This is a genomic window from Streptomyces africanus (genome assembly GCF_030816955.1).
Classification (GTDB): Bacteria; Actinomycetota; Actinomycetes; order Streptomycetales; family Streptomycetaceae; genus Streptomyces; species Streptomyces africanus.
In genome coordinates this window covers 5,982,244-6,005,459 of record NZ_JAUSYP010000001.1, presented here as the reverse complement: position 1 = coordinate 6,005,459, position 23,216 = coordinate 5,982,244, and the positions used below count along the sequence as shown (strand labels likewise).

The following is a 23,216-nucleotide window of genomic DNA, read 5'->3' as shown; positions in this document are numbered from 1 at the left end:
CCCGCACGCACCGCCGCTCAGCCCTCCGTCAACCCAGCAACCAGCTCATCAGCCGCCCGATACGGGTCCAGCTCCCCGGACACGATCCGCTCCGCCAAGGAGCCCAGCCGCCGATCGCCGTGCAGATCCGCGATCCGCTCCCGCAGCGCCGTCACCGCGATCGTCTCGACCTCCCGCGCCGCCCGGGCCATGCGCCGCTCCGCGAGCACCCCCCGCTCCTCCATCCAGGCGCGATGCTTCTCCAGGGCCTCGACGACCTCGTCCATGCCCTCCCCCCGCGCGGCGACCGTCTTCACGATCGGCGGACGCCAGTCCCCGGGCCCCCGGGCCTCCCCCAGCCCCAGCATGTGGTTCAGCTCGCGAGCCGTCGCGTCCGCCCCGTCCCGGTCGGCCTTGTTCACGACGTACACGTCACCGATCTCCAGGATCCCGGCCTTGGCCGCCTGGATCCCGTCCCCCATCCCCGGCGCCAGCAGCACCACGGACGTGTCCGCCTGGGAGGCGATCTCCACCTCGGACTGCCCCACCCCCACCGTCTCGACGAGGATCACGTCACACCCCGCCGCGTCCAGCACCCGGATCGCCTGAGGCGCGGCCCACGCCAGCCCGCCCAGATGCCCGCGCGTCGCCATCGAGCGGATGTACACGCCCGGGTCCGACGCGTGCTCGGACATCCGCACCCGGTCCCCGAGCAGCGCACCGCCCGAGAACGGGGACGACGGATCGACGGCGAGCACGCCGACCCGCTTGCCCTGCTTGCGGTACGCGGTCACCAGCGCCGACGTCGACGTGGACTTGCCGACCCCCGGCGACCCGGTCAGCCCGACCACATACGCCTTGCCCGCCAACGGCGCCAGCGCCGCCATGACCTCCCGCAGCTGCGGGGACGCCCCCTCCACCAGGGAGATCAGCCGGGCCACGGCCCGCGGCCGGCCTTCCCTCGCCTGGGCCACCAGGGTGGAGACGTCCTGCATCACAGCTCCGTTCGGATAAGGGAGAGGGACGTACCGATAAGGGACGTACCGATACTCAGGCCTTGGGCACGCGCACGATCAGCGCGTCACCCTGCCCACCGCCGCCGCACAGCGCGGCCGCGCCCACGCCACCGCCCCGCCGCTTCAGCTCCAGCGCGAGGTGCAGCACGAGCCGCGCACCGGACATCCCGATCGGGTGACCCAGGGCAATGGCACCACCGTTGACATTCACCTTTTCGGTGGACACCCCGAGGTCCTTCATCGACTGCACGGCCACCGCCGCGAACGCCTCGTTGATCTCGATGAGGTCGAGGTCCTCGACGCCCAGCCCCTCCTTCTTCAACGCGTGCTGGATCGCGTTGGACGGCTGGGACTGGAGCGAGTTGTCCGGCCCGGCCACGTTCCCGTGCGCCCCGATCTCGGCGATCCACTCCAGACCGAGCTCCTGCGCCTTGGCCTTGCTCATCACCACGACAGCCGCCGCGCCGTCGGAGATCTGCGACGACGAACCGGCCGTGATCGTGCCGTCCTTGGAGAAGGCGGGGCGCAGCTTCCCGAGGGACTCCGCGGTCGTGTCGCCCCGGATCCCCTCGTCCTTGCTGAACAGCACCGGGTCGCCCTTGCGCTGCGGGATCTCGACGGGCGTGATCTCCGCCTCGAACAGTCCGTTCTTCTGCGCGGCGGCGGCCCGCTGGTGGGACAGCGCGGCGATCTCGTCCTGCTCGGCCCGCCCGATGCCCAGGCGCGTGTTGTGCTTCTCCGTCGACTCGCCCATGGCGACGCCTTCGAAGGAGTCGGTCAGCCCGTCGTACGCCATGGCGTCGAGCATCTGGACGGCGCCGTACTTGAAGCCCTCGCGGGACTTGGGCAGCAGGTGCGGGGCGTTGGTCATGGACTCCTGGCCGCCGGCGACGACCACGTCGAACTCACCCGCACGGATCAGCTGGTCGGCGAGCGCGATGGCGTCGAGACCGGACAGACACACCTTGTTGATGGTCAGCGCCGGCACGCTCATCGGGATGCCGGCCTTGACCGCGGCCTGGCGCGCCGGGATCTGCCCCGCCCCGGCCTGGAGCACCTGACCCATGATCACGTACTGCACCTGGTCGCCGCCGATCCCCGCACGGTCGAGAGCGGCCTTGATCGCGAAGCCGCCGAGGTCGGCTCCGGAGAAGGACTTCAGCGAGCCGAGCAACCGCCCCATGGGCGTACGCGCGCCTGAGACGATCACCGAGCTGGTCGTAGCAGAAGACATGAGCTGCGATCCCCTTACCGGCTGCACAGCCGAGGAGTGAACGAGGGTTTACTTCGAATGTACTGACCGGTAGTCCGCCCCGTCATCGGGCTGTCGGTGTGATCGCGCGCACGTTGCGTAACCACCTCCGGAGCGCTCCACTGAATCCATGCTGACGCGAATCGACCACATCGGGATCGCCTGTTTCGACCTCGACAAGACCGTCGAGTTCTACCGTGCCACTTACGGCTTCGAGGTGTCCCACTCCGAGGTCAACGAGGAGCAGGGCGTGCGCGAGGCCATGCTCAAGATCAACGATACGTCCGACGGCGGCGCCTCGTACCTCCAGCTCCTGGAGCCCACCCGCGAGGACTCCACCGTCGCGAAGTGGCTCGCGAAGAACGGGGAGGGCGTCCACCACATCGCATTCGGTACGGCGGACGTGGACGCCGACGCCGCGGACATCAAGGACAAGGGCGTTCGCGTGCTGTACGAAGAGCCGCGACGCGGTTCCATGGGGTCACGGATCACCTTCCTGCACCCCAAGGACTGTCATGGCGTACTGACAGAACTGGTCACTTCGGCGCCCGTTGAGTCACCTGAGCACTGATGCTCGTACATAGGGGCCGGTAGGGTTGGGGGCGGTCGCCGCTCAGTCCAGGGTGACCGCGGTCCCGCCGTGCGACGGCAGGACCACCGGGGTCCGGGTTTCGGGGGACGAGCGTCGGGGCAGCAGCCCGTGCTCCGCCGATGATCTGACACCATTCCCCGGGGGCCCCGTTCGGCGTATGGACGGAGCTCGTTTGGAGAGAGTTGCGACCAGGGGACGGATGGGACCGCGCAGTGCGGGGCTACGAGAGCCAGGAGCGAGAGCCGGCGGCTGACGTCGACCACCTCTCTCGGTTCGAAGCCGAGATGAAGCGGCTGAAGACCGAGCGGGAAAAGGCGATCCAGCACGCCGAGGACCTCGGCTACCAGGTCGAGGTGCTGCGCGCCAAGCTGCACGAGGCGCGGCGCACCATCATGTCCCGGCCCTCCTTCGACGGCGGCGACATCGGCTGGCAGGCCGAGCAGTTGCTGCGCAACGCGCAGATGCAGGCCGACCAGATCCGCGCGGACGCCGACCGCGAGCTGAGCGAGGCCCGGGCCCAGACCCAGCGGATCCTCCAGGAGCACGCCGAGCAGGCGGCCCGGCTCCAGGCGGAGCTGCACCAGGAGGCGGTGACGCGGCGCCAGCAGCTGGACCAGGAGCTGGCCGAGCGCCGCCAGACGGTCGAGTCGCACGTCAACGAGAACGTGGCGTGGGCCGAGCAGCTGCGGGCCCGCACCGAGCAGCAGGCCCGCCGTCTGCTGGACGAGTCCCGCGCCGAGGCCGAGCAGGCCCTGGCCACCGCCCGTTCGGAGGCCGAGCGGCTGACGACCGAGGCCCGGCAGCGGCTCACCAGCGCCGCCGAGGAGGCCCGGGCCGAGGCCGAGCAGATCCTGCGGCGTGCCCGCACGGACGCCGAGCGGCTGCTCAACGCCGCCTCCACCCAGGCCCAGGAGGCCACCGACCACGCCGAGCAGCTGCGGACGTCCACGGCCAGTGAGTCGGAGTCCGCGCGCCGCCAGGCCCAGGAGCTGAGCAAGGCCGCCGAGCAGCGGATGGCGGAGGCCGAGGAGGCGCTGCGCAAGGCGCAGGCCGAGTCGGAGAAGCTGGTCGCGGAGGCCAAGGAGGCCGCCGCCAAGGCCCTGGCGAGCGCGGAGTCCGCGAACGAGACGCGTACGCGCACCGCCAAGGAGCAGGTCGCCCGGCTGGTCGAGGAGGCCACGAAGGAGGCCGAGAACACCAAGTCCGAGGCCGAGCAGATCGTCGCGGACGCCCGTGCCGAGGCGGAGAAGATCGTCGCGGAGGCCTCCGAGAAGGCCCGCACGCTCACGGCCGAGGAGACCGCGACCCAGCTGTCCAAGGCGGCGCGGACGGCCGAGGAGGTCCTCACCAAGGCGTCGGAGGACGCCAAGAAGACCACCAAGGCCGCGGCCGAGGAGGCCGAGCGGATCCGCCGCGAGGCCGAGGCCGAGGCGGACCGGCTGCGCGCCGAGGCACATGACATCGCCGAGCAGCTCAAGGGCGCGGCGAAGGACGACACCAAGGAGTACCGCGCCAAGACGGTCGAGCTGCAGGAGGAGGCCCGCCGGCTGCGCGGCGAGGCCGAGCAGCTGCGGTCGGACGCGGTCGAAGAGGGCGAGAAGATCCGCGCCGAGGCCCGCAAGGAGGCCGTGGCGCAGATCGAGGAGGCGGCGAGGTCCGCCGAGGAGCTGCTCGCCAAGGCGAAGGCGGACGCGGACGAGCTGCGCACGACGGCCCAGACGGACAGCGAGAGGGTCCGCACCGAGGCCATCGAGCGGGCGACGACCCTGCGCCGGCAGGCCGAGGAGACCCTTCAGCGCACCCGGCAGGAGGCCGAGCGGCACCGCGAGGAGGTCGTCGAGCAGGCCGAGGCCCTCAAGGCGGACGCCGAGCGCGCGGCGCGGGAGCTGCACGAGGAGACCGAGCGGGTCCTAGAGGCCCGCCGCGCGGAGGCCGCCCAGGAGCTGGCGCGGCTCCAGACGGAGGCGGAGGAGCGGCTGGCGGCGGCCGAGCAGGCGCTGTCCGACGCCCATGAGGAGGCCGCGCGGATCCGCCGCGAGGCCGCCGAGGAGAACGAGCGGCTGCGTGCCGAGGCCGCCGAGCGGATCCGTACGCTCCAGCAGCAGGCCGAGGCGGAGGCCGAGCGGCTGCGCGACGAGGCCGCGTCCGACGCGTCGGCCGCGCGTGCCGAGGGCGAGGCTGTCGCCGTGCGCCTGCGGTCGGAGGCCGCGAGCGAGGCCGAGCGGCTGAAGTCGGAGGCGCAGGAGAGCGCCGACCGGGTGCGCGCGGAGGCGCAGGCCGCCGCCGAGCGGCTGGCCGCGGAGGCGTCCGAGACGCTGGCCGCCGCCCAGGAGGAGGCCAACCGGCGCCGCCGCGAGGCCGAGGAACTCCTCGGCAGCGCCCGGCAGGAGGCCGACCAGGAGCGCGAGCGGGCCCGCGAGCAGAGCGAGGAGCTGCTGGCTTCCGCGCGCAAGCGCGTGGAGGAGGCGCAGACCGAGGCCGTCCGGCTGGTCGAGGAGGCCGACCGGCGTGCCACGGAGATGGTGTCGGCGGCCGAGCAGCACGCGCAGCAGGTCCGGGACTCCGTCGCGGGGCTGCACGAGCAGGCGCAGGAGGAGATCGCCGGGCTGCGCAGCGCCGCCGAGCACGCGGCGGACCGTACGCGGCGGGAGGCGCAGGAGGAGGCGGACCGGGTCCGCTCCGACGCCTATGCCGAGCGGGAGCGGGCGAGCGAGGACGCCGGCCGGCTGCGGCGCGAGGCGCACGAGGAGTCCGAGGCCGCCAAGGCGCTCGCCGAGCGGACGATGTCCGAGGCGATGGCGGAAGCGGAGCGGATCCGCGCGGACGTCGCCGAGCACGCCCAGCGGGTGCGCACGGAGGCGTCGGACGCCATCGCGGAGGCCGAGCAGAGCGCCTCGCGCACCCGGGCGGACGCCCGCGAGGACGCCAACCGCATCCGCTCGGACGCGGCGACGCAGGCGGACACCCTCATCACCGAGGCGCGCCACGAGGCGGAGCGGCTCACGACCGAGACGGTCCAGGAGACCGACCGGCTGCGGATGGAGACGGTCGCCGAGGCCGAGCGGGTCCGCACGGAAGCCGTCTCCGAGGCGGAGCGCCTGCGTTCCGAGGCGGCCGCGGAGGCCGAGCGGGTGCGGGCCGCGTCGGTCGCCAAGGCCGACCAGCTGGTCGGGGAGGCCACGGACGAGGCGGAGCGGCTGCGGGCCGAGGCCGCGGAGACGGTCGGCTCGGCGCAGCAGCACGCCGAGCGGGTCCGCGGCGAGGCCGAGCGCGTCAAGGCGGACGCCGAGGCGGAGGCGGAGCGGCTCGTCAGCTCCGCGCGCGAGGAGGCCGACCGGACGCTGGACGAGGCCCGCAAGGACGCCAACAAGCGGCGCTCCGAGGCGGCCGAGCAGGTCGACAAGCTCATCACGGAGACCACGGCGGAGGCCGACAAGCTGCTCACCGAGGCGCAGCAGCAGGCGCACAAGACCACCGCGGAGGCCGAGTCGCAGGCCGACACGATGGTGGGCGCGGCCCGCAAGGAGGCCGACCGGCTCGTTTCCGAGGCGACGGTCGAGGGCAACTCGCTGGTGGAGAAGGCCCGTACGGACGCGGACGAGCTGCTGGTCGGCGCGCGCCGGGACGCCACGCAGATCCGGGAGCGTGCCGAGGAGCTGCGCGACCGCATCACGGCGGAGATCGAGGAGCTGCACGAGCGGGCCCGCCGGGAGTCGGCCGAGACGATGAAGTCGGCGGGCGACCGCTGCGACGCACTCGTCAAGGCCGCGGAGGAGCAGCTCGCGAAGGCGCAGGCGAAGGCGAAGGAGATCGTCTCGGAGGCCAACTCCGAGGCGGGCAAGGTCCGTATCGCCGCGGTGAAGAAGGCCGAGGGACTGCTCAAGGAGGCCGAGCAGAAGAAGGCCACGCTGGTCCGGGAGGCCGAGGAGCTCAAGGCCGAGGCGATCCGCGAGGCCAAGCGCACGGTCGAGGAGGGCAAGCGCGAGCTGGAGGTCCTGGTCCGCCGCCGCGAGGACATCAACGCCGAGATCTCCCGTGTCCAGGACGTCCTGGAGGCGTTGGAATCCTTCGAGGCCCCGTCCCCGGCCAAGGACAACGGAGTCAAGGCAGGCGCAACAGTCGGCGCACCCCGTTCGGGTGGCAAGTCCACGGATAGCTAGCGAACCGGGGCGAAACCGGTGTGTGCTGGAGCCTTTGGCCAGGTCTTTGGCAAGCGGTCCTGGGGTCAGCCACTCAAAAGGGGTCTCATTTTGCAGATCAAACGCGCATCCGCTCGATGACACACCGTTTCGGCCCCTAGGATTCCACCTATCACCTCACCGGTCTCATTCGACAGGAACCCCATGAGCGACACTTCCCCCTACGGCTTCGAGCTTGTGCGGCGTGGATACGACCGCGCTCAGGTGGACGAACGTATCTCCAAGCTCGTCTCCGACCGTGACAGCGCTCTCGCCCGCATCACCGCTCTGGAAAAGCGCATCGAAGAGCTCCACCTCGAGACGCAGAACGCCCAGGCCCAGATCAGCGACGCCGAGCCGTCGTACGCGGGTCTCGGCGCGCGCGTGGAGAAGATCCTCCGCCTCGCCGAGGAAGAGGCGAAGGACCTGCGCGAGGAGGCCCGGCGCGCCGCCGAGCAGCACCGTGAGCTCGCCGAGTCGGCGGCCCAGCAGGTGCGCAACGACGCCGAGTCGTACTCGGCGGAGCGCAAGGCGAAGGCCGAGGACGAGGGCCTGCGGATCGTCGAGAAGGCCAAGAGTGACGCCGCTCAGCTGCGTGCCGAGGCGCAGAAGGACGCGCAGTCCAAGCGCGAGGAGGCGGACGCCCTCTTCGAGGAGACCCGCGCCAAGGCCGCTCAGGCCGCCGCCGACTTCGAGACGAACCTCGCCAAGCGCCGCGAGCAGTCCGAGCGCGACCTGGCGTCCCGTCAGGCCAAGGCCGAGAAGCGCCTCGCCGAGATCGAGCACCGCGCCGAGCAGCTCCGCCTGGAGGCGGAGAAGCTGCGCACGGACGCCGAGCGCCGCGCCCGCCAGACGGTGGAGACGGCCCAGCGCCAGGCCGAGGACATCGTGGCCGACGCGAACGCCAAGGCGGACCGCATCCGTTCGGAATCCGAGCGGGAGCTCGCGGCCCTCACCAACCGCCGCGACAGCATCAACGCCCAGCTGACGAACGTCCGCGAGATGCTCGCCACGCTCACGGGTGCCGCGGTGGCCGCCGCCGGTACGCCGGCCGAGGACGAGCCGATCTCCCGCGGGGTCCCGGCCCAGCAGTCCCGGTAACGACCCGGCATACGGAGTCTGAATCTCCGCAAAGCCCTCTGCCGCTCGGGTGGCAGAGGGCTTTGTCCCGTTCTAGCGTGGCGGCATGATTGAGCTCGAGGGGCTGACCAAGCGGTACGGCGAGAAGGTGGCGGTCAACAACCTGTCCTTCACCGTCAGACCAGGCATCGTCACCGGCTTCCTCGGGCCCAACGGCGCGGGCAAGTCCACGACCATGCGGATGATCCTGGGTCTCGACCACCCGACCGCCGGCGACGTCCGTATCGACGGCAAGCACTACCAGCAGCTCAAGGACCCGCTGACATATATCGGCGCCCTGCTGGAGGCCAAGGCCTGGCACGGCGGGCGCAGCGCCTACAACCACCTGCTGTGCCTCGCGCAGAGCAACGGCATTCCGCGCGGCCGGGTGCGGGAGGTGCTGGAGACGGTCGGGCTGACGTCGGTCGCGAAGAAGAAGACCAAGGGCTTCTCGATGGGCATGGGCCAGCGGCTCGGCATCGCGGCCGCGCTGCTCGGCGATCCGCGGATCCTGATGTTCGACGAGCCGGTCAACGGCCTCGATCCCGAGGGCATCCACTGGATCCGCACCCTGATGAAGTCCCTGGCGGCGCAGGGCCGGACCGTGTTCGTCTCCTCCCATCTGATGAGCGAGATGGCGCTGACGGCCGACCACCTCGTCGTCATCGGGCAGGGGCGGCTGCTCGCGGACACCTCCATGGCCGACTTCATCGCGCGCAACTCCCGGTCGTACGTCCGGGTCCGCAGTCCGCAGCGGGAGCGGCTGCTCGACGTGCTGCACCAGGCCGGCATCGTGGCCGTCGAGAGCGGTGACGGGGTGCTGGAGGTGGACGGCGGCAAGGCCGAGCACGTCGGCGAACTGGCGGCGCAGCACGGGGTGACGCTGCATGAGCTGAGCCCGCAACAGGCTTCGCTCGAGGAGGCCTTCATGCAGCTGACCGCGGAGTCGGTGGAGTACCACGCGCACAGCGAAACGAGCCCCCAGCCCCCAGGGCAGCAGTGGGGCGACGGCTGGAAGAGGGGCTGAGCATGGCGACGACTCAGGTCGTACGGTCGGAGTGGACGAAGATCCGGTCGGTGGCGTCCACGGTGTGGACCCTCTCGCTGGTGGTGGTCGTGACGGTCGCCCTCGGCATGCTGATCTCGGCCCTGTCCAAGAACGAGTTCGACTCCATGGGCGGGCGGGAGCGGGCGGAGTTCGACCCGACGTTCATCAGTTTCGCGGGGATGAGCCTCGGGCAGCTCGCGATGATCGTGTTCGGGGTGCTGGTGGTGTCGAACGAGTACAGCACCGGCATGATCCGCACTTCGCTGGCCGCGGTGCCGCAGCGCGGCTCCTTCCTGTTCAGCAAGATCGCGGTGGCCACCGGTCTCGCTCTCCTGGTCGGTCTCGTCACCAGCTTCGCCGCCTTCTTCCTGGGGCAGGCGATGCTCGGCGAGCACCGGGCGGAGATCGGCGACCCGGGGGTGCTGCGGGCGGTGTTCGGCGGGGGCCTCTACATGGCCCTCATCGCGATGTTCTCGATGGGCGTCGCCGCGATGCTGCGCTCGCCGATGCTGTCCCTGGGCATCCTCATGCCGTTCTTCTTCCTGATCTCCAACATCCTGGGCAATGTCGACGCGACGAAGAAGGTCGGCCGGTTCCTGCCCGACCAGGCCGGCAGCAAGATCATGCAGGTGGTCACGCCCATCGGCGACGACACCCCGTACGGGCCGTGGGGCGGGCTGGGGATCATGGGGTTGTGGGTGCTCGCGGCGCTCGTCGGCGGATACGTGCTGCTGAAGAAGCGCGATGCCTGAGGGGCTCCCGGGGCGCGTCGCGCTTCACCCTTTACTTTCATTTGGGCGGAACCGTCAGCGCCTCGATATCCTCCTAACCCTTACGGGGGCGTGTGCCCCGCTGTCCTGAACCTTGCGATGGGTGCGGAGCATGATCGAAGCAGTCGGCCTGACGAAGCGCTACGGCGACAAGACCGCTGTGTACAACCTTTCCTTCCAGGTGCGGCCGGGGGCCGTCACGGGCTTCCTCGGACCGAACGGCTCAGGCAAGTCGACGACGATGCGGATGATCCTCGGCCTGGACAACCCGACGGCCGGGCACGTGACGATCGGCGGCTACCCGTATCGCAAGCTGCCCAACGCCCCCCGCCAGGTCGGTGCCCTGCTGGACGCCAAGGCCGTGCACGGCGGCCGGGCCGCCCGCAACCACCTGCTGTGCCTGGCCCAGCTGTCGGGCATCCCGGCCAGACGGGTGGACGAGGTGCTCGGGGTCGTCGGCCTCCAGGACGTGGCCAAGAAGCGGTCCAAGGGCTTCTCCCTCGGCATGGGACAGCGGCTGGGCATCGCGGCCGCGCTGCTCGGCGACCCGCAGGTGCTGCTGTTCGACGAGCCGGTCAACGGCCTCGACCCCGAGGGCATCCTCTGGGTGCGCAACCTGATGAAGGCGCTCGCGGCGGAGGGCCGTACGGTCTTCGTCTCCTCCCACCTGATGAGCGAGATGGCGCTGACCGCCGACCACCTCATCGTCATCGGGCGCGGGCAGCTCCTGGCCGACATGAGCGTGACGGCGTTCATCTCCGCGAACTCGGCGGACTTCGCACGGGTCCGTACGCCGGACACCGAGCCGCAGCAGCGCGAGAAACTGTCGGCCGCGCTCACCGAGTCGGGCGGGCACGTGCTGCCCGAGCAGGACGGCGCGCTGCGCGTGACCGGACTGCCGCTCCCCCGCATCAGCGACATCGCGCACGACCATGACGTCCGGCTGTGGGAACTGTCGCCGCACCAGGCCTCGCTGGAGGAGGCGTACATGCGGATGACGCAGGGCGCCGTCGACTACCGCTCGACCATCGACCAGAAGGAAGGCCTCCAGCAGCCGCTGCCGCCCGGGGCACAGCCTCCGATGCCGGTGCCCGGCCAGGGCCAGCCCGACTGGTACGCCCCGCCGCCGCCCCAGCAGGGCGGACACCCGTTCACGACGCCGCCGCAGGGCGCACCGGGCACCCCGTACGGCGCGCCTGGGACTCCGGGAGCCCCCGCCCCCACTCCGACCGCCCCTGCCGCCTCCGGCCCGGGCACCCCGAACCCGTACGCCCAGCCGGCAGTTCAGGCACCGCAACCGCCCGCGCAGCCCGCCGGCCAGGCGCCGCCCCAAGCCCCGGCCATGCCCGCAGCGTCCCCGCAGCCGGCCCCGCAGACGCCCGCCGCCCCGACCTCCGACCTGACCAAGCCCGAGGACCCCCGATGAGCAGCCCCCAGCCTCCGATGCCGCAGGCCGCGCCCACCTGGGAGGCGGCGTCCGGTTCTTCGTACTCCGGTTACACCTCGCCGATCCCGGTCGTGCGGACGCACCTCGGGCATGCCATCGCCTCCGAGTGGACGAAGATCAGGTCGGTGCGCTCCACGATGTGGACGCTCGGCGTGTTCGTCCTGCTCGTCATCGGCATCGGCACGCTGACCGGTGTGGTGGTGGCGAACTCCGACCCGGCGCTGTCCGGCGAGAGCCCGCTCGGCCTGGGCTTCTTCGGGCTGCTGCTCGGCAGCATGTGCATCATCACGCTGGGCGTGCTGACCACGGCCTCGGAGTACGGCACGGGCATGGTCCGCACCACGATGGTCGCGTGCCCGAGCCGGGGCCGGGTGCTCGCGGCGAAGGGCATCGTGTTCTTCCTGGTCGCGTTCGTGGTGACGCTGGTGTCCGCGTCCCTCGTCGCCTTCCTGCACGTGGCCATGCTGGAGGGCCACGGCACCAAGGCCCCGTCCGGCGGGGAGTGGCTGCGGGGCACGGTCGGTATCGCCGCGTACGTCGCGTTGCTGGGCCTGCTGTCGCTCGCCGTCGGCTCGATCATCCGGCACTCGGCGGGCGCGATCACGATCATGATCGGCACTGTGCTCGCCCCGCTGGTGATCGCGCTGTTCATGTTCTCGCAGTCTCTGGAGGACGTGCGCCAGGCCCTGTTCGAGTACTCCATCCCGAACCAGCTCAGCGTCTTCTACTCCAACTCCCTGAGCCAGTCCGGTCCGTCCGGCTGGGACCCGCTGTGGATCATCCTCGGCGCGACGGCCGTCGCGTTCGCCGCCGCCTTCGCACTGCTGGAGAAGCGGGACGTCTGAGCCCCGTCAGAACCTCGGCGCGTTACGGGACCGCCGCACCCCCGGGGTGCGGCGGTCCCGCGCGTTCCAGCAGGCCTTGTGCCAGTGCCGGCGGTCGTCGACGCCCGTGTGCTCGGACCAGGCCACCACGTGCGGCACCCCGTCCGGGATCAACTGGTCGCAGCCGGGGCAGCGGTACGACTTGCCCTGCGCGCTGGCGCCGGCCACGTGCCGCACGCTCCAGTTCTCGCCCTGCCAGTTCTCCGAGGACTGCCAGCCGCCGTAGCGGCCGGGGCGGTCGTCCTCGGCGCTCCGGCCGGACGAAGCGGCGCCCTTGGGTCGGTTGCGACGCGGGGACACGGGACACCTCTCGGGGCTATACAGGACACGGGGTGTGTCCAGCCTACGCGGGGCGGACGGGGGTACACGTACGCCACCCGATCGTCGCAAGGCCCTCGCCGGGCGAGGCGGGCCTCCGCCGGGATCTCTCCCGGGCTCCCGCGGAACGGGCCCATTCTGCAGACAATCCGCAAATTACCCCGACCGGCCGTGTCCTCGGCACGTGTCAGACGGTTATGCCCTGTGGGGGAGCTCCGTGTCGGAGCCAAGGAAGCAGGAAAGCAATGCGCGTTGGAAGTTTCGTGTTGGCGGCCCAGTTCCCCGGTCAGGGCGAGGGAGAGGCGCTGCACCGCGCGGTCCGCTCGGCCGAGGTCGCCGAGGAGGCCGGGCTCGACACGGTCTGGCTGGCCGAGCACCACTTCGTGCCGTACGGCACGTGCCCGTCGGCCGTCACCCTGGCCGCCTTACTGCTGGGCCGCACCCGCCGCATCCGGGTCGGTACGGCGGTCAGCGTGCTGCCCACCACCCACCCCGTGGCCCTCGGCGAACAGGCCGCGCTGCTGCACCACACGAGCGACGGCCGTTTCACGCTCGGTGTCGGGCGTGGCGGCCCGTGGGTCGATCTGGAGGTGTTCGGCGCGGGCCTGGAGGCGTACGAGAAGGGGTTCCCGGAGTCCCTGGACGTCCTGGTGCGCTGGTTGCGCGAGGCGTCGGTGGCGGCCGACGGGGAGCGCTTCCGCTTCCGTGAAGTCCCGGTCGTTCCCCGGCCGTCGGAGGCCCTGACCGAGGCCGAGGGGCCCGAGCTCGTCGTGGCGTGCACGTCCCCGGCGAGCGTGCGGCTGGCGGCCGAGCGCGGTCTGTCGATGCTGCTCGGGATGCACGTGGGGGACGAGGAGAAGGCCGAGATGGTCGCCCTGTGGCGGCAGCACGCGCGGGCGTGCGGCCGGCCGGCCGAGGAGATCCTGGGCGCGTCCCATGTGTCGGCGGGCGTCTGCCAGATCGCGGACCGGCGGGTCGACGCGGCGGAGACGCTGCTGAAGGCGATGCCGGGCTGGCTGAAGCAGGGCCTGGAGGCGCATGTCACGGTCGACGGGCGCACGCGCCGGATGCGCGACCCGCTGGCGTACACCGAACTGCTCTGCGGACTGCACCCGGTGGGCACCCCGCGGCTGTGCGCCGACCGGCTGGCGGCGACCAGCGAGCGGACCGGCATCTCCCGTTTCGCCCTGCTCGTCGAGGGCTCCGGGGACCTGTCGGCGACGGAGGAGAACGTACGGCGGCTGGGGGCCGAGGTGCTCCCCCAACTCGTCTGACGGCGTGGTGGGTTCCTGGGGCTTGCCGCTCCGGTACAGAACTGCACCTCCCGCGTACGGAGCGGCAAGCAAGCGGCGCCGCGTCAGCAGTCCCGGAACTCGGGTGACTGGTTGAGCACCTGGCTGCGGACCGATGTGAAGCGGCCCAGCGTCTCGTCGACCGAGGAGTCAAGCGGGAACACGGCCACCCGGTGGCAGTTCTGGAAGGCCAGTCGCACACCGAAGTGCCGCTGCAGCGCGCCGCGTATCGCGTCACTCGCAAGCGCACGCAGCAACTGACCGCGTGCCTGCTCGTCCGGCGGAGGCGTCTGGTTGTCGGCGAACGCACCGCCGTCCACCTTCAGCTGGGCCACCAGGGAGCTGATCATCTCCCACGCATAGGGCAGGGAGGTCCGGACGCAGTCGACGAATTCCGCTTCGTCGACCTCGCCTCGCTCGGCCTGTTCGAGTAGGGCCGGTGAGACGTCGAGCGACATGAGTTCTCCTCTCGCACCCCCGCCCGGCGGGCAGGGGTTGCCGGACAGATAAGGGAGTTCGCGATACCGGACACGCTGCGTACACACATCGCGACCTCCCGTTCATACCGTAAGCAACCGACGGTGACCGCACCAGGAGAATGCGCAGATGAGACACGCAGAATGACCACACCCTGCACACAATCGGCCAATACCGAACACGTGTTTTCCAGGGCGAATCGCGTCGACACCCGCCCGTCGAGTAGCGTTGCCGACCATGCGTCTCGTCATTGCCCGCTGCTCCGTGGACTACGCCGGGCGGCTCACCGCCCACCTTCCCTCGGCCCCGCGCCTGATCCTGGTGAAGGCGGACGGCAGCGTCTCGATCCACGCCGACGACCGGGCCTACAAGCCCCTGAACTGGATGTCGCCGCCCTGCACGCTGAAGGAGGGCACCGGCGAGGACGAGGGCGTCTGGACCGTCGTCAACAAGGCGGGCGAGAAGCTCATCATCACGATGGAGGAAGTCCTCCACGACTCCTCGCACGAACTGGGCGTCGATCCCGGCCTGATCAAGGACGGCGTGGAAGCGCACCTCCAGGAGCTGCTCGCCGACCGCATCGAGACACTCGGCGACGGTTACACGCTCATCCGCCGCGAGTACCCGACGGCCATCGGGCCCGTCGACATCCTGTGCCGGGACGCCGACGGCAAGACCGTCGCGGTGGAGATCAAGCGGCGCGGTGAGATCGACGGCGTGGAGCAGCTGACGCGTTATCTGGAGCTGCTGAACCGCGATCCCCATCTCGCCCCGGTGCGCGGCATCTTCGCCGCGCAGGAGATCAAGCCCCAGGCCCGCGTCCTCGCGACCGACCGCGGCATCGGCTGCCAGGTCCTCGACTACGACGCGCTGCGGGGCATCGAGGACGACAAGCTGCGGCTGTTCTGACAGACCGCACGTACACGACGAACAGGGCCGGGTCCGAGGAACGGATCCGGCCCTGCTGTGTGTACGGCTGTCACATCACCTGGTCGGGGCTGCTCTGCGGCGCGCTCGCGGTGGTGCTCGTGGGAGCGCTGGGCGCCGGGCCGCTGGCCGAGTCGGAGGTGGACGGCTGCGTGGTCGGCGGCTCGGACGTCGGCGGCTGCGAAGTGGGCGGCTCGGATGTCGGCGGCTTGGACGTCGTGGGCGGCTTGGAGGTCGTCGGCGGCTTCGACGTCGTGGGGGGCTTGGACGTCGTCGGCGGCTTGGACGTGGCCGGCGGCTGCGAGGTCGTCGGCGGCTTCGACGTCGACCCGGAGTCGCTGGGGCTCGGGGAACCGCTGGGGCCGCCCGTCGGCGTCGGATCGTCCGAGGTGCCCGGCGTGCCGTCCGGCCCCGGGTCGGTCGGGCGGCTCGTCGCCGCGCCCGGGTCGCCGTTGCTGTCGTTCGCCGGCCGGTCGGCGCCCAGGCTGCCGTCGTCGGCGCCCTGGCTGGCCGAGGGGTTGACGCCGACCTGGTCGGACGGCGGGTTCGCCTCCTTGTCGGACGTGGCGCCGAGGGTCACCACCGTGCCGAGCACGGCGACGAGCAGGGCACCGGCCCCGGCGGCCACGAGGTTGCGCCGGGCCAGGCCCTTTTGGCCGCCCCGGGCCTTGCGCGAGGACGCGGTCGAGCTCTGGCGGGTGACCAGGGTCGGCGAGGGCGGCTGCTGGAGGGTCGGGAAGGCCGCCGGCACCCCACCGGCCGGGGACGCCGACTCCTCGTACCGGGCGTCGGGCACCTCCTCCCCCGCGGTCGGCCCGAGCCCGATCGGCGTGCCCGAGCGGTCGGCGACCAGGGCGAGGGCACGACGGCCGGCGACGGTGCCGCGCTTGTCGGAGAGGGAGCCGCGCAGGCCGATCGAGGCCTCCAGTTCGGCCTGGGCCCGGTCGAGCTGTCCGCTGCACAGGGCGAGGATGCCGAGCTCGTGGTGGAAGTAGGCCCGTTCGGCGACGTCGTCGGCGAGCCGGGCGGCCTCGGCGCCGGCGTGCAGGGCGCGTTCCCAGGCGCTCCAGTGCAGTCCGGCGGCGAACGCGGGCGCGGCGGTGCGCGCCAGGTGCACGGCCGGGCTCTCCTCACCCTCGGCGGGCGGGCTGGTGACCGGTCCGAGTACGGCCAGGGCGGCGAGGAGGGCGTCGGCCTCGGCGCACACGCGCTCCGGGGTGACCGAGGGGTGCCCTGCCCACCAGGAGTAGTGCTGGGCGGCGCTGCGGGCGCCGGCCTCGGCCTCGTCGGCGTATCCGGCGGCCTCCAGCTGGGTCAGGACACCGGCGGCGAGCCGGTAACGGGAGCCGACCGGGGAGACCAGGCCGCAGGAGGCCAGTTCGCCGAGCGCGGCGTCCGCGTGGGTGTCGCCGACCAGGGCGGGCAGATGCGCCTGGTGCGGCACCTCGCCGCCGAGGGCGACGGCGAACCGCAGGGTGGCGCGCGCGGAGGCGCTCAGCCGGGAGGCGAGCAGTGGCGCGGGCGCGGCGGTCTCGCCGAGCGAGGGCAGCGGTACGTCGTCGCCGTCGGCGGCGTCGTACGCGTCGGCGGCGTCGGCCGGGGGCGCGTCCTCGAAGACGCCGAACTCGTCGACGGCGCTGGTCCCGGCGCGCAGCCGGTCGCGCTGCCGCAGCAGGGCGCCGGCCTGCACGAAGCGCAGCGGCAGGCCCTCGGACTCGAACCAGAGGTCGCCCGCCCAGTTGGACTCCTCGTCGGTGAGGGACCGGCCGACGGCGTGTTCCAGCAGGTCGAGCCCGGCGGCGCGCTCCAGGCCGCCGAGGAAGACCTCCTCGACGGCGGCGTCGGCGGAGGGCGCCGGCACGTCCGGCGTGGCACCGAGCAGGAAGGCGCACTCGGGGGTGGCCTCCAGCAGCTCGTCGAGCGCGGCGCCGCCGAACTCCAGGTCGTCGACGACGACGACCGCGCCGATCTCACGGACATGGGTGAGCAGTTCGTCCCGTTCCGGGCGGTGCAGGGGGGCGTTGTACACCGCGTAGAAGAGGTCGTACAGCAGGTCGCCGGAGGTGCGGCCGAAACCGTTCAGGCGGATGACGCCGTCGGGGGCGAGGTCGGAGCAGTCCTCGGAGACGAGGTCGAGGAGGCGGGTGCGGCCGCAGCCGGCGGGGCCGGTGAGGCGGACCGAGCGGCCGCGGGCGAGCAGGCGCACCAGTCGCTCGCGTTCGTCCTGGCGGGCCAGCAGCGGCAGGCTGGGCTGCGCGGGGCCGGGCGGGACGGGCGGCCGGGCCGCGCGCTCGGCTTCGGCGCGCTCCGCCGTCGTGAGCTTCACGGGCCGGGCGGGGCGTTCGGCGGGCGGGCAGACCTCGATCTCGCTGCCGTCGACGGGGTTGACGGTCAGCAGGAAGTCGCCGGAGACGAGCTGCACCGTGCGGGCGAGCGCGGGCGCGTGCTGACTGAAGTCGGGTGTGAGGGGTTCCCTGGGCGGGCGCTGACGCGGCGACTGCCCGTCGCCGTCATGGCCGTACTCCTCGGGTCCCCGGGTGTTCGGGTCCATAGGTCAAAAGCCCCCCAAAAGCGTGTGCGTGCTCTGAAAAGCCCCTCCCGGCCTTGCTGCACACCGCGCTGTCGCTTCTGGTCCGGGCCCGCTGGAAGGGTTTCAAGTCAGCGGGCAGCCGAACCCTAAACCTTCGCACAGTATCTACGACAGTCCGGGGTACCGCGCCGTCCGAGACGTCACGGTCTCATGAGGATTGTGCGCGTCGTACGAGGCGGCTGTCCGTCCGGGTCTCCCCGGTCGCCCGGTTCACACCCGCACAGAACGTCACACGCGAGGCAATGTCTCCACCCCGATGCCCCCCTCGATCGCCAGGATCCGGTGCAGGCGGGTGGCCACCAGCAGGCGCTGCATCTGCGGCGGCACGCCGCGCAGGACCAGGCGCCGGCCGCAGCGGCCGGCCCGCCGGTGGGCCCCCATGATCACACCGAGTCCGGTGGCGTCCCAGGAGTCCAGTTCGGACAGGTCCAGCACCAGGTCGCCGACTCCGTCGTCGACGGCCGAGTGCAGGACCGTACGGGCGTCCGCCGCGCTCCGGACGTCGAGGCGGCCCCCGACGACCAGCTCGGCGTGGTCGCCCCTGATGTGCATATGCGCTCCCCGTGCGTGCGTCTCGTGCTCCGCGTTCTGATGCCGGTGATGCAACCTCTGACTGCGTGAGGGGGGCAGAGGTTGCTTCTTGTAAGCGAACCGATACCGAATTCACCCGGGGGTGTGATGCTCCCGGGGCATGTGCGGTTTCAGTGCTTGTAGAAGCCCTGCCCGCTCTTGCGCCCGATGTCACCGGCGTCAACCATCCGGCGCATCGACTCGGGCGGCGCGAACTTCTCGTCCTGGGACTCGGTGTAGATGTTGCTCGTGGCGTGCAGCAGGATGTCGACGCCCGTCAGGTCCGCCGTCGCCAGCGGGCCCATGGCATGGCCGAAGCCCAGCTTGCAGGCGAGGTCGATGTCCTCGGCGCTCGCCACGCCCGACTCCTGCAGCTTCGCGGCCTCGACGACCAGGGCACAGATGAGACGGGTCGTCACGAAGCCGGCGACGTCGCGGTTGACGACGATGCAGGTCTTGCCGACCGACTCGGCGAACTCTCGGGCCTTGGCGAGGGTTTCGTCGCTGGTCTTGTAGCCGCGGACCAGCTCGCACAGCTGCATCATCGGCACGGGCGAGAAGAAGTGCGTGCCGACGACCCGCTCGGGGCGCTCCGTCGCGGCCGCGATCTTGGTGATCGGGATGGCGGAGGTGTTGGAGGCGAGGATCGCCTCGTCCTTCACGAGCTTGTCGAGCGCGCGGAAGATCTCGTGCTTGACCTCGAGCTTCTCGAAGACGGCCTCGACGACGACGTCCGCGTCGGCCACGGCGTCCAGGTCGGTGGTCGCGGTGATCCGGGCGAGGGCGGCGTCGGCGTCGTGCGCCTCCAGCTTGCCCTTGGCCACGAACTTGTCGTACGAGGCCTTGATGCCGTCGGTGCCCCGCTTCAGCGCCTCGTCGGTGACGTCGCGCAGGACCACGTCCCAGCCCGCCTGTGCGGAGACCTGGGCGATGCCGGATCCCATGAGGCCGGCTCCGATGACGGCGAGCTTCCGTGCCACTGTGCGACTCCCCTGACGCGCTGTTTATGTCTGCCTCTCGGGCGGACACTAGCGTTCGTGAGGGCCTGTGTGACCAGTAAGTAATGCGCGTCACGTCTCACATGACGGACATCACACCAGCAGGGGTCATCCCGCGCCACGGACGGCGTAGTTGAGCACCTTCCCGCTCAACAGCTCCTCCATGTCGTCGAGGAGGACGAGCACCTCCCGTGACACTTCGTCCGGGTTGCGCCCCTTGGTCATCTCACGGCCGATCGCGACGAAGACGGTGCCGTGGACCCAGCAGATCTGACCGGCGATCAGCCCCGGCAGCGGGTCGCCGTCCCCGGCAGCCGTCTCCTCGCGGAGGGTCGCCTCCAGGTTGTCCTGGACCTCCTGCTGAATGCTCCACAGCCGGGAGCGCAGCGGCGGCGCCTCCTCGATGCAGCGCATGAAGCGGTCGTAGCCCTCGACGAGGCCCATCCGGGGCGAGACGGCCTCGATCTCGGCGCGCAGTTCGCGCAGCACCGCCCGGGCGGCCGACTCCCCCGCGTCCCGGCCGCGCACCCAGCGGGAGAGCCGGTCGACGACCCCCTGGGAGCGGTCGAAGAAGAGGTCCTCCTTGGCCGGGAAGTAGTTGTAGACGGTGTTCACGGAGACGTCGGCCGCCTCCGCCACGTCCGCGATCGTCACGGTCACGAACCCGTGCTCCAGGAACAGCCCGGTGGCGATGTCCGAGATGCGCTGCCTGGTCTCGCGCTTCTTCCGCTCCCTGAGCCCCTCTGCCATGCCCGAATCCTAGCTTCCTTGGGCCCGATGGAAACTTGGGGCCATTGCAAAATTTAAGAGACTCTGTTTTTCTGTCGGCATGGCAATCATCAGTACGGCCGGACTGGCCCGTACCTTCCGGACCAAGCGCGGCCCCGTGGACGCCGTGCGCGGCATCGACCTGACCGTCCGCGAGGGCGAGATCCTCGGCTTCCTCGGACCGAACGGCGCCGGCAAGACGACCACCCTTCGCATGCTGACGACCCTGCTGGAACCGACCGGCGGCGCCGCCACCGTCGCGGGCTGCGACCTGGCGACCGACCCGGCCGGGGTGCGGCGGGCCTGCGGGTACGTGGCGCAGTCCGGCGGGGTCGACCCGCAGATCAGCGTGCGGGAGGAACTGGTCACCCAGGGGCGTCTGTACCGGCTGACGAAGGCGCGGGCCGCCGAGCGCGCCGGGGAACTCGCCCGCGACCTGGGCCTCACCGAGTTCCTCGACCGCACGTGCGCGGCGCTCTCCGGCGGGCAGCGGCGCCGCCTGGACATCGCGATGGCGCTCACCCACCGCCCGAAGGTGCTGTTCCTGGACGAGCCGACGACCGGTCTCGACCCGGGCAGCCGGGCCGACCTGTGGGACCTGGTGCGCCGGCTGCGCGACGAGCACGGCACGACCGTCTTCCTGACCACGCACTACCTCGACGAGGCCGACGCCCTCTCCGACCGGCTGGTCGTCGTCGATCAGGGGGTGGTCGCCGCCGAGGGCACCCCGAGCGCGCTGAAGCTCCGGTACGGCGGCTCGATCGACGCCTCGCTCCAGGACACCTTCCTCGCCATCACCGGCCGCAGTGCCGCGCCGGCCGACCAGACTCCCGTCGCCGTATAGGACGCAGAGGACTCCTGATGCTGCTGCACGACACCGCGCTCGTCTACGGGCGTTATCTCCGCCAGTCTCTGCGTTCCCGCTTCGCACTGCTCTTCGGCGTGCTCATGCCGCTGCTGTACCTGCTGTTCTTCGGCCCCCTGCTGACGGATCTGCCGCTCGGCGGGCAGGGCAGCTCCTGGCAGCTGCTCGTCCCCGGCCTGCTGCTGCAACTGGGCCTGTTCGGGGCGTCCTTCGCGGGCTTCTCGATCATCATCGAGAAGGGCCACGGGGTGGTCGAGCGCATGCGCGTCACCCCCGTCAGCCGACTGGCCCTGCTGCTCGGCCGGGTGCTCAGGGACGCCACGGTGTTCGTCTTCCAGGCCGTGCTGCTGGTGCTGGCGGCGGTGGCGATGGGCCTGCGGGCCCCGCTGCCCGGCGTCCTGATCGGGTTCGCCTTCGTTGCCCTGCTCTCGCTCTCGCTGGCCTCGCTGTCGTACGCGCTGGCCATGAAGCTGAACACCCCGCAGACCTTCGGCCCGGCGATCAACGCGCTGACCATGCCGTCGATGCTGCTGTCCGGGCTGATGCTCCCGATGAGCCTGGGGCCGGCCTGGCTGGACGTGCTGTCGCACCTGATGCCGTTCCGCTATCTGGTCGACGCCGTCCGGGACGCCTTCGTCGGCTCCTACGCCACGGCGCACATGCTGTACGGCGTACTGGTGGCCGTCGGTTTCACGGCCCTGTCCGTGACAGTGGGCACACGCGTGTTCCGAACGGCCGGAGCGTAACTACGCTGGCCACATGGTCAATCTGACGCGCATCTACACCAGGACCGGCGACCAGGGCACCACCGCCCTCGGTGACATGAGCCGGGTCGCCAAGACCGACCTGCGGATCGCCGCGTACGCCGACGCCAACGAGGCGAACGCGGCGATCGGCACGGCGATCGCGCTGGGCGGCCTGGACGAGGAGGTCGTCAAGGTCCTCACCCGCGTGCAGAACGACCTGTTCGACGTGGGCGCGGACCTGTCGACGCCGGTGGTGGAGAACCCGGAGTTCCCGCCCCTGCGGGTCGAGCAGTCCTACGTCGACAAGCTGGAGGCGGACTGCGACCGCTTCCTGGAGGGCCTGGAGAAGCTCCGCTCCTTCATCCTCCCCGGCGGCACCCCGGGCGCGGCCCTGCTCCACCAGGCCTGCACGGTGGTCCGCCGGGCGGAGCGCTCGACCTGGGCGGCCCTGGAGGTGCACGGCGAGGTCATGAACCCCCTGACGGCCACCTACCTCAACCGGCTCTCCGACCTCCTGTTCATCCTCGCGAGGACGGCGAACAAGGAGGTCGGAGACGTGCTGTGGGTGCCGGGCGGGGAGCGCTGACCCTCAGGTCCCGCGCCGCGCGCCCTGCCACAGCCCGGCGGCGACCAGCACGCCGCCGACGCACATCATCACGACGCCGACCTTCGTGAGGGTGACGACGGGGACCTCCACGTCGCCGGTGAACAGCCACAGCCCCAGGCCGATCACGAAGGTGACGGCGCCTTCCACCAGGTTTCCGCGGGCCTTGCTCATCGCCGCACCTTCTCCTTCTCCGGTGTCACCTCGGACTCCCCCGCGGGCGCCTTCCGCGGCCAGATCCAGTAGCTCAGCGCGATCAGGCCGTGGATGGCCGCCGTGCGCCAGGCCACGTAGCGCCAGCTCTCCAGGGACGTGACACGGCTCGGGTCGTCCACGTACCAGATGGCCAGCTGGAGCAGCGCGGTCGCGACGGCGGCGCCGATCAGCGTGCCCATCCAGATCCTGCCCTCGTGACGGGCCCGGGCCATGCCGTAGCGCGGGGGCTTCGGTGGCGGCGGGGCTCCGCCGAGGCGGTGGGCCGCGTGGCCGTCGAGCCACTGCACGGTGCGGTGGCCGTGCCCGACGGTGTAGCCGATGTACAGCGCGGCCAGTCCGTGCGTCCAGTTCGGCTCGGCGCCGTTCTTCAGGTCCAGCGCGGTGACGACCAGCAGGACGGCCTCCAGCAGCGGCTCGCACAGCAGCAGGGCCAGCCCCGTACGCCGCATGCGCAGCAGGTAGCGGAAGGCCAGTCCGGCCGCCAGCAGCACCCAGAAGCCGATCTCACAGGCGGCGATCAAGGCGACGATCACGATGCGCTCCTCTCGGTCACCCTTCCA

At 71.4% G+C, this 23,216-nt stretch carries 22 protein-coding genes; 12 read left to right on the top strand and 10 right to left on the bottom strand.

Going from position 1 to position 23,216, the window contains the following annotated elements; translation table 11 throughout:
• Positions 1 to 17: 17 nt before the first annotated feature.
• Together meaB and QF034_RS28045 are read right to left on the bottom strand one after the other, a co-directional pair.
• Positions 18 to 974: a methylmalonyl Co-A mutase-associated GTPase MeaB gene (meaB, locus tag QF034_RS28050; RefSeq protein ID WP_307177522.1), complete on the bottom strand. Its 957-nt coding sequence runs from the start codon at positions 972 to 974 to the stop codon at positions 18 to 20.
• A gap of 55 nt (positions 975 to 1,029) precedes the next feature.
• The gene (locus tag QF034_RS28045) at positions 1,030 to 2,229 is read right to left on the bottom strand and encodes an acetyl-CoA C-acetyltransferase (RefSeq protein WP_086563261.1); all 1,200 of its coding nucleotides are present in this window, start codon (positions 2,227 to 2,229) and stop codon (positions 1,030 to 1,032) included.
• A 148-nt stretch (positions 2,230 to 2,377) separates the two neighbouring features.
• On the opposite strand from QF034_RS28045, the gene mce reads away from it, so the two are divergent.
• The 7 genes from mce (at position 2,378) to QF034_RS28010 (ending at position 12,246) form a co-directional block, all read left to right on the top strand.
• A complete protein-coding gene (gene mce / locus QF034_RS28040) occupies positions 2,378 to 2,818 on the top strand; it encodes a methylmalonyl-CoA epimerase (protein ID WP_307177521.1) in 441 nt (146 codons plus the stop codon).
• Positions 2,819 to 3,051: 233 nt separating this feature from the next.
• A complete protein-coding gene (gene scy / locus QF034_RS28035; RefSeq protein ID WP_307177520.1) occupies positions 3,052 to 6,999 on the top strand; it encodes a polarized growth protein Scy in 3,948 nt (1,315 codons plus the stop codon).
• A 183-nt stretch (positions 7,000 to 7,182) separates the two neighbouring features.
• Positions 7,183 to 8,118, top strand: a complete 936-nt coding sequence (locus tag QF034_RS28030; protein WP_010040099.1) for a coiled-coil domain-containing protein — start codon at positions 7,183 to 7,185, stop codon at positions 8,116 to 8,118.
• Between the two features lie 85 nt (positions 8,119 to 8,203).
• On the top strand, positions 8,204 to 9,163 hold the full coding sequence (locus QF034_RS28025; RefSeq protein ID WP_307177519.1) for an ABC transporter ATP-binding protein: 960 nt from the start codon (positions 8,204 to 8,206) through the stop codon (positions 9,161 to 9,163).
• Positions 9,164 to 9,165: 2 nt separating this feature from the next.
• Positions 9,166 to 9,936 carry an ABC transporter permease gene (locus QF034_RS28020; protein WP_307177518.1) on the top strand — a complete coding sequence of 257 codons (771 nt, stop codon included), beginning with the start codon at positions 9,166 to 9,168 and terminating at the stop codon, positions 9,934 to 9,936.
• A gap of 130 nt (positions 9,937 to 10,066) precedes the next feature.
• Entirely contained in the window at positions 10,067 to 11,380 is a 1,314-nt protein-coding gene (locus tag QF034_RS28015; RefSeq protein WP_307177517.1) for an ABC transporter ATP-binding protein, read from the top strand.
• The gene (locus QF034_RS28010; RefSeq protein WP_307177516.1) at positions 11,377 to 12,246 is read left to right on the top strand and encodes an ABC transporter permease subunit; all 870 of its coding nucleotides are present in this window, start codon (positions 11,377 to 11,379) and stop codon (positions 12,244 to 12,246) included. The genes QF034_RS28015 and QF034_RS28010 overlap by 4 nt, the downstream gene beginning before the upstream one ends.
• Before the next feature lie 6 nt (positions 12,247 to 12,252).
• On the opposite strand, the gene QF034_RS28005 is transcribed toward QF034_RS28010, so the two are convergent.
• On the bottom strand, positions 12,253 to 12,585 hold the full coding sequence (locus QF034_RS28005) for an Rv1322 family protein (RefSeq protein ID WP_020276119.1): 333 nt from the start codon (positions 12,583 to 12,585) through the stop codon (positions 12,253 to 12,255).
• Between the two features lie 263 nt (positions 12,586 to 12,848).
• Here QF034_RS28005 and QF034_RS28000 point away from each other — a divergent pair, with 263 nt between their 5' ends.
• Positions 12,849 to 13,877 (top strand): LLM class flavin-dependent oxidoreductase, encoded by a 1,029-nt coding sequence (locus QF034_RS28000; RefSeq protein WP_307177514.1) that lies wholly within the window; start codon positions 12,849 to 12,851, stop codon positions 13,875 to 13,877.
• Between the two features lie 83 nt (positions 13,878 to 13,960).
• On the opposite strand, the gene QF034_RS27995 is transcribed toward QF034_RS28000, so the two are convergent.
• Positions 13,961 to 14,353 carry an SCO5389 family protein gene (locus QF034_RS27995; RefSeq protein ID WP_010040113.1) on the bottom strand — a complete coding sequence of 131 codons (393 nt, stop codon included), beginning with the start codon at positions 14,351 to 14,353 and terminating at the stop codon, positions 13,961 to 13,963.
• Positions 14,354 to 14,609: 256 nt separating this feature from the next.
• On the opposite strand from QF034_RS27995, the gene nucS reads away from it, so the two are divergent.
• The gene (gene nucS, locus QF034_RS27990) at positions 14,610 to 15,281 is read left to right on the top strand and encodes an endonuclease NucS (RefSeq protein WP_010040116.1); all 672 of its coding nucleotides are present in this window, start codon (positions 14,610 to 14,612) and stop codon (positions 15,279 to 15,281) included.
• A gap of 70 nt (positions 15,282 to 15,351) precedes the next feature.
• Here nucS and QF034_RS27985 read toward each other — a convergent pair whose 3' ends face one another.
• From QF034_RS27985 to QF034_RS27970, 4 genes are all read right to left on the bottom strand, one after another.
• Entirely contained in the window at positions 15,352 to 17,850 is a 2,499-nt protein-coding gene (locus tag QF034_RS27985) for an ATP-binding protein (protein WP_307177513.1), read from the bottom strand.
• 267 nt (positions 17,851 to 18,117) lie between these two features.
• The gene (locus QF034_RS27980) at positions 18,118 to 18,441 is read right to left on the bottom strand and encodes an STAS domain-containing protein (RefSeq protein ID WP_003993003.1); all 324 of its coding nucleotides are present in this window, start codon (positions 18,439 to 18,441) and stop codon (positions 18,118 to 18,120) included.
• 149 nt (positions 18,442 to 18,590) lie between these two features.
• Positions 18,591 to 19,439 carry a 3-hydroxyacyl-CoA dehydrogenase family protein gene (locus tag QF034_RS27975; RefSeq protein WP_086565284.1) on the bottom strand — a complete coding sequence of 283 codons (849 nt, stop codon included), beginning with the start codon at positions 19,437 to 19,439 and terminating at the stop codon, positions 18,591 to 18,593.
• A gap of 126 nt (positions 19,440 to 19,565) precedes the next feature.
• Entirely contained in the window at positions 19,566 to 20,207 is a 642-nt protein-coding gene (locus QF034_RS27970) for a TetR/AcrR family transcriptional regulator (RefSeq protein WP_307177512.1), read from the bottom strand.
• A gap of 79 nt (positions 20,208 to 20,286) precedes the next feature.
• Between QF034_RS27970 and QF034_RS27965 the strand changes: the two genes are divergently transcribed.
• From QF034_RS27965 to QF034_RS27955, 3 genes are read left to right on the top strand one after another with little or no spacing between them, the layout of a single operon-like run.
• Positions 20,287 to 21,069, top strand: a complete 783-nt coding sequence (locus tag QF034_RS27965; RefSeq protein WP_307177511.1) for an ABC transporter ATP-binding protein — start codon at positions 20,287 to 20,289, stop codon at positions 21,067 to 21,069.
• A gap of 17 nt (positions 21,070 to 21,086) precedes the next feature.
• A complete protein-coding gene (locus QF034_RS27960; RefSeq protein ID WP_307177510.1) occupies positions 21,087 to 21,836 on the top strand; it encodes an ABC transporter permease in 750 nt (249 codons plus the stop codon).
• A gap of 13 nt (positions 21,837 to 21,849) precedes the next feature.
• Positions 21,850 to 22,422 (top strand): cob(I)yrinic acid a,c-diamide adenosyltransferase, encoded by a 573-nt coding sequence (locus QF034_RS27955; RefSeq protein WP_307177509.1) that lies wholly within the window; start codon positions 21,850 to 21,852, stop codon positions 22,420 to 22,422.
• A gap of 3 nt (positions 22,423 to 22,425) precedes the next feature.
• On the opposite strand, the gene QF034_RS27950 is transcribed toward QF034_RS27955, so the two are convergent.
• Both QF034_RS27950 and QF034_RS27945 read right to left on the bottom strand, forming a co-directional pair.
• Positions 22,426 to 22,614 carry a DUF5708 family protein gene (locus QF034_RS27950; protein WP_307177508.1) on the bottom strand — a complete coding sequence of 63 codons (189 nt, stop codon included), beginning with the start codon at positions 22,612 to 22,614 and terminating at the stop codon, positions 22,426 to 22,428.
• The gene (locus QF034_RS27945; RefSeq protein WP_307177507.1) at positions 22,611 to 23,189 is read right to left on the bottom strand and encodes a hypothetical protein; all 579 of its coding nucleotides are present in this window, start codon (positions 23,187 to 23,189) and stop codon (positions 22,611 to 22,613) included. Before QF034_RS27945 ends, QF034_RS27950 begins: the two co-directional genes overlap by 4 nt.
• Between the last annotated feature and the right edge of the window lie 27 nt (positions 23,190 to 23,216).

Bases quoted from the DNA above. Each gene is read 5' to 3' on its own strand.
- meaB (WP_307177522.1), bottom strand. From the start codon at position 974: ATGCAGGACGTCTCCACCCTGGTGGCCCAGGCGAGGGAAGGCCGGCCG.
- QF034_RS28045 (WP_086563261.1), bottom strand. From the start codon at position 2,229: ATGTCTTCTGCTACGACCAGCTCGGTGATCGTCTCAGGCGCGCGTACG.
- mce (WP_307177521.1), top strand. From the start codon at position 2,378: ATGCTGACGCGAATCGACCACATCGGGATCGCCTGTTTCGACCTCGAC.
- QF034_RS28030 (WP_010040099.1), top strand. From the start codon at position 7,183: ATGAGCGACACTTCCCCCTACGGCTTCGAGCTTGTGCGGCGTGGATAC.
- QF034_RS28025 (WP_307177519.1), top strand. From the start codon at position 8,204: ATGATTGAGCTCGAGGGGCTGACCAAGCGGTACGGCGAGAAGGTGGCG.
- QF034_RS28020 (WP_307177518.1), top strand. From the start codon at position 9,166: ATGGCGACGACTCAGGTCGTACGGTCGGAGTGGACGAAGATCCGGTCG.
- QF034_RS28015 (WP_307177517.1), top strand. From the start codon at position 10,067: ATGATCGAAGCAGTCGGCCTGACGAAGCGCTACGGCGACAAGACCGCT.
- QF034_RS28010 (WP_307177516.1), top strand. From the start codon at position 11,377: ATGAGCAGCCCCCAGCCTCCGATGCCGCAGGCCGCGCCCACCTGGGAG.
- QF034_RS28000 (WP_307177514.1), top strand. From the start codon at position 12,849: ATGCGCGTTGGAAGTTTCGTGTTGGCGGCCCAGTTCCCCGGTCAGGGC.
- QF034_RS27995 (WP_010040113.1), bottom strand. From the start codon at position 14,353: ATGTCGCTCGACGTCTCACCGGCCCTACTCGAACAGGCCGAGCGAGGC.
- nucS (WP_010040116.1), top strand. From the start codon at position 14,610: ATGCGTCTCGTCATTGCCCGCTGCTCCGTGGACTACGCCGGGCGGCTC.
- QF034_RS27985 (WP_307177513.1), bottom strand. From the start codon at position 17,850: ATGGACCCGAACACCCGGGGACCCGAGGAGTACGGCCATGACGGCGAC.
- QF034_RS27980 (WP_003993003.1), bottom strand. From the start codon at position 18,441: ATGCACATCAGGGGCGACCACGCCGAGCTGGTCGTCGGGGGCCGCCTC.
- QF034_RS27970 (WP_307177512.1), bottom strand. From the start codon at position 20,207: ATGGCAGAGGGGCTCAGGGAGCGGAAGAAGCGCGAGACCAGGCAGCGC.
- QF034_RS27965 (WP_307177511.1), top strand. From the start codon at position 20,287: ATGGCAATCATCAGTACGGCCGGACTGGCCCGTACCTTCCGGACCAAG.
- QF034_RS27960 (WP_307177510.1), top strand. From the start codon at position 21,087: ATGCTGCTGCACGACACCGCGCTCGTCTACGGGCGTTATCTCCGCCAG.
- QF034_RS27955 (WP_307177509.1), top strand. From the start codon at position 21,850: ATGGTCAATCTGACGCGCATCTACACCAGGACCGGCGACCAGGGCACC.
- QF034_RS27950 (WP_307177508.1), bottom strand. From the start codon at position 22,614: ATGAGCAAGGCCCGCGGAAACCTGGTGGAAGGCGCCGTCACCTTCGTG.